The following is an 11,592-nucleotide window of genomic DNA, read 5'->3' on the forward strand; positions in this document are numbered from 1 at the left end:
ATTAACCCTCAGTAAGGCTCGAGTGAAGCGAAGCTCTTCGTTTATACCATGTATAGAACCAACAGTTTTACGAATCATAAAAACAATAACTATAGGGGGGGTCATGTCATGGATCGACAGGAGCTCTGGGAGCAAATAAATAACAAAAGTGATGATCTACATACACTTGTCGCTTCCTACTGGGAGCAATATTCCCATATCATAACGTGGCAATTTTGGGTGGTTGCTTCTATGCTAATATTGCCGCTCATTTTGTTGTACTTTACTGTCGATCGCAAAAGAATATTTGAAGTTTTTTTCTATGGATATACCGTTCATATATTATGGTCGTACACATCCATCGTACTGGCAAGATTAGGTTTATTAGTCCACCCCTACTTTATTATCCCTATGCTGCCATACGGATTGGGGATGACTGCCTCAGCCATTCCCGTCGGGTTCTTACTTTTATACCAATATTGTGCCAATCAGAATAAAAACTTTTATTTGTCCGCCATCATACTGAGTGCTTTCTTTGGATTCGGGTCTGTGTCAATCGAATCTTATTTAGGGTTGACCGAATTAAACCAAGGCATGAACTTATTTTATATATTTTTGATCAATTTGGTGATCGCCTATATCGCCTTCTGGTTCACAAAGCTTGTATGGAAAATTAAGAATTACACGCACGCCAAAGCGTTAGGTTAAGGGGAAAAGCACCTTAACAATCTATTTTGCTGAAGCGTACTCTCCATGGGCACTACTCAATTAGGACCTAGTGGTCTATATCAAAAATTCTTTCCAAAATCCCTATTCACACATCTCCCGATCCTTTGAAGACTTTTCGGGTTCAAAAACTGTATTTTGAGTCCTCCGCTATCGCGCCTGAGGACTGGTCGGGTTCAAAATTCGCATTTTGAGTCCTCCACTACCACGTCTGAGGACTGCTAGGGACAAAAAAACACATTTTGAGTCCTCAATTGCCGTGGTAGATCATCGTTTAGCTGGATTTTTTTCTGGAACATAGCACTAGGGTCTTGTCAGTCAAACGAGGGCTCTCCAGAGATTTTTTTGTAACCAGAGCGCACACTTCCTCCTTCGCTTTTTGCTAGTATTTTGATACATTCTGTAAGAGGAGGGATAAAACAATGGAACACGTCATTATCACAGGTGCTTCAAAAGGGTTGGGGGATGCGATGAGACGGGCATTTCTCGAGCGGGGAGCGACCGTGCATGTCCTGGCCCGTTCCCCAATTTCCGAGACAAAAAATCAACATAGTTACCAAGTTGATGTGAGCGATGTCGACGCGCTCGTTCAATCTTTTCGATCGATTTTTTCTACGATTGATCAACAAACATGTATGGCTCTCACTTTAGTTAACAACGCCGGACTTATCTCCCCCGTCGGGCCGGCCGCTGAAAATGATCCTCACGAAATTGCGAAAAGTATTACCGTAAACGTCAGCGCGCCAATGATTGCCGCTCAAGCGTTTTTACAACAAAGCGAGCATTTCTCCGCGAGCCGGACAGTGCTAAACATCAGTTCCGGCGCCGGCAGAAGTCCGATGGAAGGGTGGAGCGCTTATTGTACAGGAAAAGCGGGACTTGATATGTACACAAAAACCGCGGCCCTCGAGCAAAAAGAGGCGACGAAACCTGCCCGCTTTCTTGCTGTCGCCCCCGGCATTATCGACACCGACATGCAAACGACGATTCGTGGCACATCCAAAGATGCTTTTAAACACGTCGACAAATTCCGGACCTATAAAAAACAAGGGGCGCTCGTAGACCCGAACGATACGGCACAAGCGATGCTTCAATTGCTCGATGACCCGAAAGCCAAGAACGGAGAGCTTCTCGATATACGAGAATATTTATAAGCAAAGGATTGCGCCCGCTAAGCGCAATCCTTTTTTACTCGGTCTCGGTGCGCATTTGCCAGCCAAGAATGGCATTGTAAAGCGCGTGAGCGGCAATCGGCGCCCACAAGGTTTGACTCAACAAAAACAACGCCCCAAGCCAAATACCCATGACAAAAACAACGACGTGCATGAGCATTTTCCCTTTGTATTGCGGCACATGTAAGGCAGTGAAAACGAGCGCATTTAAAATGAGCACCAAAGCCGCATTCCATTCATCAATCACTAAACCCATTAGCACACCGCGAAAAAGAAACTCTTCGGCAACACCTGCCCCCAACGCGATCGTCACAATTCCGCCACGTGCCCGAATGAGTTGCTTCAGAATACGGGTCAAATCATTGTCCGGCAAACCCATCTTCGTTACCTTCGTGATGACAGTCACAATAATCGCCATGAGAACACCGCTGCCAAGACCGATCAGCACATCTCGCATAAAGAATTCCGGGTCAACAAGGCCTGCTAAAAAAGGCAGCACCTCGCCCCAGCGAAAAATGATCGTTAACAACAGCCCGGCGAGAACCATGAAGCCAAATCCTTGCCAAATGGCTGTAAGCAAGCGGGCATTGGTCATTCCCATCAAAACCCTCCTCCGGCTTAACGAAGCAAAAAAGAGCGACTGCTTCTATTATGAAGCAGCCGGATTAATCTCAGCCATAAAATCCTCGACGTGTTGCTCGCTCATGCCGCCGGTTCGGATATGTTGGACTTCGCCGTGTTCGTCAATCAAATAGGTGGCGGGAAGTTCCCCGACGCCGTATTGGTCGAGCACATTTCGATGTTCATCCATTAGAATGGGAAAAGTCAATTGATGACGCTGGGCAAAGCGATCAATCGTTAATTCGGACTCACCGACATTAACAGCCAAGATTTCTACATCTTCATCCGCATATGCTTGGTGCTCGTCTTCCATGTAAGGCATTTCGTCTTCGCAGGGCGGGCAGAACGTTCCCCAGAAATTGAGAAACACTCCCTCGCCTTCGTAATCGGCAAGCTCCACCCTCTCGCCATCCATATCCATTAACGCGAAGTTTGGCGCCTGTTCTCCTTCGGAAACCATACTCGGTTCCGCTTGAATAAAATTCGTGTAAAACACGTAAACAACCCCGGCGGTAAGCGTGAGCAATATTGCCGTGCGCATCAGTAGCCGACGGCGTTTTCTTTTGTATCTTTCCTGCTTATCCATGATCCCCACCTCAACGCTAGTTTTACTTATTATTTAGCATCTCACAAGCCAAGGGCGTAAAGCAAGCATGACACACTACTGTTGGATAATTGTCAAAAGCTTTATCCTACAAATTTTCAAGCAATTCTTCCCCATCGGTTGTCGGGCGTTGGCACGCGAAATTTTCACAGAGATAATACGTATTTTTTCCATCAATAGCCGTAAAATCCTTCGCAAATGCCGGCACATCCTTCTCGCCTTCCCTGATCACGAGCGGTTGAATGTGAGGGGTGAAGGCAGTTCTTAAATGCCGGATCACGGGATCATCCCCCAAACCATCGTCACCGGCAACAACGACGAGCGTTTTCCCACGCCATTCACGCATGAGCAACGCTTGTAGTAGATGGAGGTGGCCGATCGGATAACGTTCCAAACGCCAGCTGGTCGTTTGTAAAAGTTCATGGACATCATTGAAAAATGCCTGATCAGCCGTTATGTCCGCCAAGCGCAACAATTGCACGGCAGCCACCGAGTTCCCGGCGGGCGCGGCGCCGTCTGACCATGATGACGGACGGGTAAGAAGGGTTTCTGCATCCTTGCCCGTAAAATAAAAGGCCCCGTTCTCCGCCTGAAAAAGCCGCTTCATTTCCTGTGCCAGATGATTCGCCTGTTGCAAATACGCTCCTTCATACGTTGCGTTATATAGCTCCAGACATGCCCACAAAACGTTTGCGTAATCATCGATGAAGCCTTTTTCCTTTACTTCTCCGTCACGATAGCGAACCATTATTCGGCCTTCTTCGAACATCATCGATGTCAAAAACCGATAGGCGTTTTCCGCACGGTCAATGTACATGGGTTCGGCGAATGCCGCTCCCGCTTTTGCGTACGCCGCAATCATGAATCCATTCCAGCTTGTTAAAATTTTATCATCTTTATGCGGGTGTATCCGGCGTTCACGGACGTTAAACAGCTTGGCGCGGCTTGCTTGTAATCGTTGTTCCAACGTTTCAGCCGTCACGCCGTGCTCCGCGGCTATTTTTTGCCTATCGGCATCGATTTGATTGGGAATGTTTTTTCCTTCAAAGTTTCCCATGTCACTAATGCCATAGGCGTCACAAAATAGCGTGCCATCTTTGTCGCCGAGAACATCCAGGATTTCCGCTTTCGTCCAAACGTAAAATTTTCCTTCTTCCCCTTCCGAATCGGCGTCTTCAGCAGAGTAAAAGCCGCCATTCTCATCGCGCATCCCACGCGAAACGTAATCAAGAATTTCTTTTGCCGTTTGTTTGTATAAAGGATCAGCGGTCACCTGATACCCTTCCGTGTAGGCGAGTGCCAACAATCCGTTGTCGTAAAGCATCTTTTCAAAGTGCGGGACGAGCCAGCGCTGATCAACGGAATAGCGGGCGAAGCCGCCGCCGATGTGATCATAAATGCCGCCGTCGCGCATTTGCTTAAGCGTCTTTTTCGCCATTTCCAACGCATTAGGCTCATTCGCCCATGCCGCGTATCGAAAAAGGAACAAAATATGTTGCGGCATCGGGAATTTAGGCTCTCCTTCCAATCCGCCATACGTTTGGTCAAATTGTTCTTTTAATTGGTCGTACGCATTCTCAAGTGTATGTGCGCCAATCTCTTCCGGGTCTGCTTGAATCCCCTCGGATAGTGCTTGCTTGACCCGCCCGGCGATATCCGTAATCCGATCTCTGTTTTTCTGATATTGTTCGGCAAGCTGCGGCAACGCATCGAGCATCCCCGGCATTTGCTGCATGCTTTGTTTCGGCATGTATGTTGCCACGTAAAACGGCGCCTGATCCGCAGTTAAAAAAGCGGTCAGCGGCCAACCTCCGTGGCCATTCATCGCCTGGCAAGCATCCATATAAATAGAGTCCACGTCCGGCCTCTCTTCGCGGTCCACTTTAATGGAAACAAAATCTTTATTTAAAAGCGCGGCTACTTCTTCATCTTCAAACGACTCGTGGGCCATGACATGGCACCAATGACAGGTGGAGTAGCCGATGGATAAAAATACTGGTTTATTTTCCGCCTTGGCTTTCGCAAATGCTTCCTCTCCCCATTCATGCCAATCAACAGGATTGTACGCATGCTGAAGCAAATAAGGAGATTTCGCATGGATCAACGTATTCGGTGTTTCCTGAGCAGACATCCTACCACACCTTTCTCCTTTATCATCCGTTGTACCCTTATTGCCTATGTATAAAAACAAAATACGTTATGGGGTACGCGGGAACCATCAACCATTTTTGGTGAAATGTTTCCCACGTATTATATGGACAGTTGTCAATAGAACCGTTTAGAGTTTTATGAAGGAACATCTTGCCGATAGTATAACAAAAAGTAAGCCCCCGCATTCAAGCAGGAGCGCATTCTCATTTTTGACAGTGCATCGAAGATGCTCGAATGGTTGGTAATCTTTTAAGATAACGTTTTTACCACTTTCATCATCAAAACCCTCCTTCCGAAAATTTCATCTCTATGTACATGAGCAATACGAAGATTCGGAGATGATTATTGAAAACCGGAGATACTACGTTTCCCTTTTCTATATTCATAGAAGAAGTAGGCATCCAGCCGTACACTGACTTACTGATGGCGCTTCTTTTATACAGTGTTCTATGGTACTTTTGTCGAAGAAAAATGGAGCTGTGACATCAATGGGAGCGGATCCAATTTCTAGCGTCCTTCAGAAACCATAATACGTAAAAGCCTTTCCCTGAGCTATTTGCGATGTTCCAAAGGTCTTGTGATGCAAGGGCTGAGAGAAAGGCGAAAATAAATCCCCCCAAATTCGAACGCAATCATAGGCATAGCGGCGTTCAACAGTATCATTCACGAAACATTGATTCCAAAGGATAAAAGCGCTCTTGCATGAAAAGTGAGTACCAATGCTCAGTATCAGATATGCTCTTGAGATTGGGTTTTGAGGATTCTTTGTGTTACGCGGGATCCATCGGAGTCCTCAGGAATGGTTTTAGCGGACTCTAAGCGATGCTTGGGATCGAAATAAGTCCTCAGGATTGTGTTTAGCGGACTCTATGCGCTGCACGGGATCCATCTTAGTCCTCAAGATCGGTTTTAGCGGACTCATAGCATTGCTCAGTATCCAAATGAGTCCTCGAGATTAGGGTTTGCGAGCGCAGTATGGCATCACCTGTGAAGGACAGGCGGAGTGCCCCGTGTCTCAAGGCTTTCGGATTCCGATCGCTGAAGATCGCCGTGTGTTTTCACCCATCGATCGAGCCAGTTATACATGGAAGAAGGAATACGCGAAACGAACATCCGTAGAACGCGTGAACAGCCGGCTTGACGTGTCCTTTGGCTTCGAACAGCATACCACGCACGGGCAAAGAAAGATGAGAATGAAAACGGGGTTGGCGATGGCCTTAGGCCATATCCAAGAAGGGCGTCCGGAAAAAATGCGAAGCCTTGTTTCCTAACGCCATCCACATGGGGAAAAGCCGAATGTTACAAGGGGGCTTGTGGACAACAGGATACGTGTATCCAATTTTAGAGTGCAAAAACGAATGATCTCGGAATGTGGCTCGTGGAGGGCCATTTTGAGACGTTTCAAATAAATAAATCAGGCCTAGCCTGATATCATTTTTACACCCAAAGCGAAAAAATTGTTACATCGCAAAAAGCTCTCCCTGCTTACCACTTGATTCATCTTTTTAAAAGGGGTTTAATGTAATACAAACGAATACAATTTATTACACCTTTTCGAGGTGATTAAACTGCCAAAAAGTATAGGTAGAAATGAATTTGATAAAACTTTTAACGGAAAAATTATTCTTAGCCAACAAATTGAACACAAACTCCACACAAAGCATAAGGTTTATTCTGATAATATTTCCGATGCTTTAGGCGACCCCTATCGTGTTGTTTTAAAGCCAAGGCAAAAACAACCGGCCGATCGTTCACATTCTTCTAGCAAGTTACTTGAGATACTATGTGAATCTTCGGATGGAAGAGTTCTATTTATTGTCTCTCGGCTTTTCAAAGATGGCAACCTTTATATTATTACCTCATATTGGGCTGATCGAAAACTTCGAAATCTATATTATCAAAAAAGGGAGGTGCTTCGAGAATGAGTGAAAAAGGGCGTCAAAAAATAAATGTGCAAAAACCCACTGATGTGAATGATCTTCATCAAGTCACCGAGGAAGACCTTCTCTCCGATTTTGAAAAATACGATGCCGAAAATTATGATCCACTTGAAGATATCGACAATAAAGAAGTGATTGCCCCATCGAACAAATCAGAAGTCGTTACCGTTCGTTTAAGTCCACAAGAAAATAATATGATATCAAAACTGGCAAAAGAAAACGGTCTTTCTAAAAGTTCATTCATTAGGATGGTGGTAAAGCGATCGCTTAAGCATTCTAATGACTAGCTTGAACGGATTTTATGTTAGGACGGAATGGCTGATAAAACGTTCGTTTTGGCGTTTTGGCTGATATATTGCAAAATTTGGCTGATAAACAATACGGCGTAGGAGCAGGTAACAGGCTTACCTACGCCTCTTGTCTCAGATCAACGTCACAACCCTACTCATTCAACGCTGTCTCCAACGTCTCAATATTTTTTTCCATCATGCTGAAATAGTCTTCGTCATTGGCCGCGTCTTCTTCGGAAATGGATTCCAAGTTTCGGAGCACCAGGCTTTCTGCGCCGATTTCCTCCTGGATAACTTCGGTGACGGAACTGCTCACGTTATTTTCAAAAACGATGTAACCGATATTCTCTTCTTCCGCGATTTCAACGATTTCGGTAAGCTCCGCTTGAGACGGCTCCTCGTTTGAAGAAAGGCCAAGCACACTTAATTGTTCCAACCCGTAACGGTCTTCCCAGTATCCGTATGCGGCATGTGAGACGATGAGCTGATCACGGTCAGCCTCTGCAAACGTCGTTTCCAACGTTTGATCGAGCGTTTTCAAATCGTCGCGCAGCACTTCATAGTTTTCTGTGAAATATGCTTCCTTTTCAGGTCGTAGCTCAGCAAGTGTATTTTTAATATTCTCCGCAACGTCTATACTACGGACGGGGTCAAGAAAAATGTGTGGATCGCCGTCCCCGTGTTCAGCGTCGTGTTCGTGATCATGGTCGTCGTGATCATGGTCGTCGTGATCATGGTCGTGGGCGCTGCCAATAAGTTCAATGCCCTCTCCCGCCGCGACCATCATTACATCCTCATCGGCGAGCATATCTTCGGCTGTCTCGACAAAGCCTTCCATGCCTACGCCAGAATAAATAAAGGCATCGCTTTCCGCGAGCTCGATCAACTCATTGGCGGTCGGTTCAAAGGAATGCGCGTCTGCATTCGGCGGGTAGATGCTCTCGGCTTTTACTTCACTGCCGCCGATTTTTGACGTGAAGTCTTTCAAAGCAAACACCGTCGTGTGAATCTGTAAAGGGCTTCCTTCCGTTTCATTATCCGAGCTTTCTCCTTGGCAACCGGTAAGCGTTATGCCGGAAATAATGATTAATATAAATGTTTTCCACATCCGTAACATCCTCACAAATAGTAATTATTACGATTTAAGACTAGAGGAACACGTCGTTCATGTCAATGCCTCTCTACATTTTCCTTCCAATCTAGTATAATATCCATCAGCATTTACCTTCATAGAAAAGCAGAAAGGGCTCAGTTTATGGATGTAGCAACTGTCACGCTCGCGATCGCGACGATGGCGCTCATCATTGTGCTCGGGGCGGCCGTCGCTTTTCGCTTTCCGATTACGGACAATACGAAGCAACTTTTCATGGGCATTATTATTAATATCGCCGTACCGGCCATTATCTTAAACGGCATCTTTAACACGGACATATCCGAACAAATCATGCAGCAAGCGGTTACGATCTTTATTTTTTCAATTATTTTTCATGCTGGAGCTGTTTTTTTTGCTTTTCTGGTTGGACGAATGTTTCGCTTTTCGTCGTCCTGGGCGAAAAAGCTTGCCATTCTTTCCGCGTTTGGCAACACGGGATTTATCGGTATCCCGCTCAGTTTCACCATTTTCGGTCCGACCGGCGGATTGCTCGCTTCCGTATTTAATGCCGGGCTTGATTTGATGATTTTCTCCCTCGGGATTTTCATGTTGCAGTCCCATGGACAATTTGACTTTAGGCAATTAAAAGCGTTGCTCAACGCTCCGTTAATCGCCTTAGTCGTCGGTGGCTTGTTTGCATTTAGCGGTCTGGATGCCCCTGTCATCCTCCAAGACTTAACTGAGATGTTGTCCAGCTTATCAGCGCCACTCTCGATGTTGTACATCGGCTTCTTGTTGCCACCTTTTTTTAAAAAAGGGCAAAAATTCGTGTTCCCGAAGCTTTGGTTTCCATTATCCATGCGCCTGCTCATTATTCCGATCATTAGCATCACGATCATCGCCTATTTGCCGATGGACGACTTTTTAAAACAATTATTCATTATCCTAGTTCCTTTACCGACATTTACTTTGGCAACGGTTCTTTTTTCACGGTATACGGAGCAGGAAAATGAATCGGTCATGACGATCATCTATTCAACGATCCTTTGTCTGGCCACAATTCCGATCATTGCTGTCTATGCCAATTTTATATCCTAAACGAGGAGGAATGATTGATGCATGAAGCGTTAATTGTCATTGATTATACGAATGATTTCGTGGCACCGGAAGGAAAATTAACATGTGGGGAGCCGGGGCAAAACATCGAAGGGAGGCTAGCGTCCATATTGCAACAATTCCATCGGCAAGAGCAGGAAGTTTTCTTTGCCGTCGACGTTCATGAAGAAAATGATCCATACCACCCGGAAACAACCTTATTCCCACCCCATAACATCCGGGGAACGAGCGGGCATGACCAATACGGAAAAGTCCAGACGTTTCTCGATGAGCTCGGCGCAGAATGGCCGGCTCACGTTCATTGGCTCGACAAAACACGCTACAGTGCATTCGCCGGGACGCCTTTGGAGCTAAAATTGCGCGAGAGAGGGATCACCCACCTCCACCTCGTCGGCGTTTGCACGGATATCTGTATTTTGCACACCGCCGTCGATGCCTATAATCGCGGATTCGCACTGACCATTCACGAAGATGCTGTCCAAAGTTTCAACGCCGATGGACACAAATGGGCACTCGGCCACTTTAAAAATTGCCTCGGCGCGAACGTTGTCTCCGAATAACACCAAGAAAGCGAGGATAAATCATGAAGCCATACGTTTACATTGCACACCCGATCCCATCAGATGTAGAAGCTTATATCGCCGAACATTGCGAATATAGAATCTGGAATGACGAAAACAAAAAAGTGCCAAAGGATCAATTAAAAGAAGAATTGCTAAGTGCCGATGGCGCCATTCTAACGGGATATGACGTTGACGAACCGTTACTTGCGGACGCTGAGAACCTCAAAGTCGTGAGCACGGTTTCCGTTGGATACGATCACTTTGACACTTCTGCATTAAAGAAGCACAACGTTTATGGCACCCACACGCCCCATGTTCTCGATGAAACAGTCGCTGACTTGATTTTCGGACTCGTTTTATCCGGCGGCCGCAGAATTGCCGAACTCCACGAATATGTGAAGGGGGCACATTGGGGCTTAGAACCGGATCGCGCGTTTTACGGCTATGACATTCATCAACGCACACTTGGCCTCATCGGCATGGGAAGAATCGGTGAAAAAGTGGCAAAACGGGCACGCTTTGGCTTTGACATGGACATTCGTTATTATAATCGATCCCGAAAACTGGAAATGGAAGAAAAATACGATGCCGTCCGCCTCGAATTGGACGACCTCTTGAAAGAAGCGGATTTCGTCGTGCTCATCGTTCCTTTAACAGAAGCTACCCACCATTTAATCGGTGAACGCGAACTGCAGTTGATGAAATCCAGCGCGGTTTTGGTTAACGGAGCGCGAGGCCCGGTTGTTGATGAAAATGCAGTTGTCCAAGCTTTAAAAGAGGAGACCATCTTCAGTGCCGCGCTCGATGTATTTGAGAAAGAGCCGCTTCCAAAAGATCACCCACTGTTGTCCCTGCGCAATGTGACGTTAACCCCGCACATCGGGTCCGCTACCCGAAAAACAGATGAAGCCATGATGATGCGGGCTGCTGAAAATATGGTCCAAGGTGTTTTTGGGGATACGCCGCAAAATGTGATTAAAGAGTTGCGCTAGATGCAGGAGGGTACAATTTTTAGAGAATTGATGCGCGAAGTGTCCGAGTAGGAGGTCGGACACTTTTGCGTTAGTGTTTGAAGGCAACATTTTCGCTTAGCCTGTTATTTTGTCTTCATTTGACGGTAATTAATCGTGATGATCACAGAAAACAGTCACTTTCATGACGACTCAGGTCCGGTGATTTTTCATTTTTGTGGTTCCATGACGCCTTTATGATGCCTGTAACTGGTAGTTTTTTCGATTTTCGGCTCCATGCCCCCTTCATGGTGACCAAACCATGTCGCTTTCCCCTCGTTCGGGATTCATGACGCTTTCATGATGACCGAGACACGAAGCTTTTCC

At 46.1% G+C, this 11,592-nt stretch carries 11 protein-coding genes; 7 read left to right on the forward strand and 4 right to left on the reverse strand.

Annotated features, from left to right (window positions below):
- Nucleotides 1-108 precede the first annotated feature (108 nt).
- A complete protein-coding gene (locus DT065_RS06700; protein ID WP_114371897.1) occupies nucleotides 109-687 on the forward strand; it encodes a hypothetical protein in 579 nt (192 codons plus the stop codon).
- A gap of 440 nt (nucleotides 688-1,127) precedes the next feature.
- Nucleotides 1,128-1,859, forward strand: coding sequence for a (S)-benzoin forming benzil reductase (locus DT065_RS06705; protein ID WP_114371898.1), 732 nt, complete (start codon nucleotides 1,128-1,130; stop codon nucleotides 1,857-1,859).
- Nucleotides 1,860-1,893: 34 nt separating this feature from the next.
- Here DT065_RS06705 and DT065_RS06710 read toward each other — a convergent pair whose 3' ends face one another.
- The 3 genes from DT065_RS06710 to DT065_RS06720 all read right to left on the reverse strand — a co-directional run bounded on the left by DT065_RS06710 (nucleotide 1,894) and on the right by DT065_RS06720 (nucleotide 5,233).
- Nucleotides 1,894-2,478, reverse strand: a complete 585-nt coding sequence (locus tag DT065_RS06710; protein WP_114371900.1) for a CPBP family intramembrane glutamic endopeptidase — start codon at nucleotides 2,476-2,478, stop codon at nucleotides 1,894-1,896.
- A gap of 48 nt (nucleotides 2,479-2,526) precedes the next feature.
- Nucleotides 2,527-3,084, reverse strand: a complete 558-nt coding sequence (gene resA / locus DT065_RS06715; protein WP_114371902.1) for a thiol-disulfide oxidoreductase ResA — start codon at nucleotides 3,082-3,084, stop codon at nucleotides 2,527-2,529.
- Nucleotides 3,085-3,190: 106 nt separating this feature from the next.
- Nucleotides 3,191-5,233 (reverse strand): thioredoxin domain-containing protein, encoded by a 2,043-nt coding sequence (locus DT065_RS06720; protein WP_114371904.1) that lies wholly within the window; start codon nucleotides 5,231-5,233, stop codon nucleotides 3,191-3,193.
- Between the two features lie 1,030 nt (nucleotides 5,234-6,263).
- Here DT065_RS06720 and DT065_RS06725 point away from each other — a divergent pair.
- Entirely contained in the window at nucleotides 6,264-6,524 is a 261-nt protein-coding gene (locus tag DT065_RS06725) for a transposase (RefSeq protein ID WP_160112440.1), read from the forward strand.
- Nucleotides 6,525-7,174: 650 nt separating this feature from the next.
- Nucleotides 7,175-7,480, forward strand: coding sequence for a plasmid mobilization protein (locus DT065_RS06730; RefSeq protein ID WP_114371907.1), 306 nt, complete (start codon nucleotides 7,175-7,177; stop codon nucleotides 7,478-7,480).
- Nucleotides 7,481-7,634: 154 nt separating this feature from the next.
- On the opposite strand, the gene DT065_RS06735 is transcribed toward DT065_RS06730, so the two are convergent.
- Entirely contained in the window at nucleotides 7,635-8,591 is a 957-nt protein-coding gene (locus DT065_RS06735) for a metal ABC transporter solute-binding protein, Zn/Mn family (protein ID WP_114371909.1), read from the reverse strand.
- A 147-nt stretch (nucleotides 8,592-8,738) separates the two neighbouring features.
- On the opposite strand from DT065_RS06735, the gene DT065_RS06740 reads away from it, so the two are divergent.
- The 3 genes from DT065_RS06740 to DT065_RS06750 are packed head-to-tail and all read left to right on the forward strand — an operon-like array spanning nucleotide 8,739 to nucleotide 11,247.
- Complete coding sequence (locus tag DT065_RS06740; protein ID WP_114371911.1) at nucleotides 8,739-9,674, forward strand: AEC family transporter; 936 nt, start codon at nucleotides 8,739-8,741, stop codon at nucleotides 9,672-9,674.
- Nucleotides 9,675-9,691: 17 nt separating this feature from the next.
- Nucleotides 9,692-10,252, forward strand: a complete 561-nt coding sequence (locus DT065_RS06745) for a cysteine hydrolase family protein (RefSeq protein ID WP_114371913.1) — start codon at nucleotides 9,692-9,694, stop codon at nucleotides 10,250-10,252.
- 23 nt (nucleotides 10,253-10,275) lie between these two features.
- Complete coding sequence (locus DT065_RS06750; protein ID WP_114371915.1) at nucleotides 10,276-11,247, forward strand: 2-hydroxyacid dehydrogenase; 972 nt, start codon at nucleotides 10,276-10,278, stop codon at nucleotides 11,245-11,247.
- Nucleotides 11,248-11,592 lie beyond the last annotated feature (345 nt).

The organism is Salicibibacter kimchii (genome assembly GCF_003336365.1).
In the GTDB taxonomy this organism is placed as follows: Bacteria; Bacillota; Bacilli; order Bacillales; family Marinococcaceae; genus Salicibibacter; species Salicibibacter kimchii.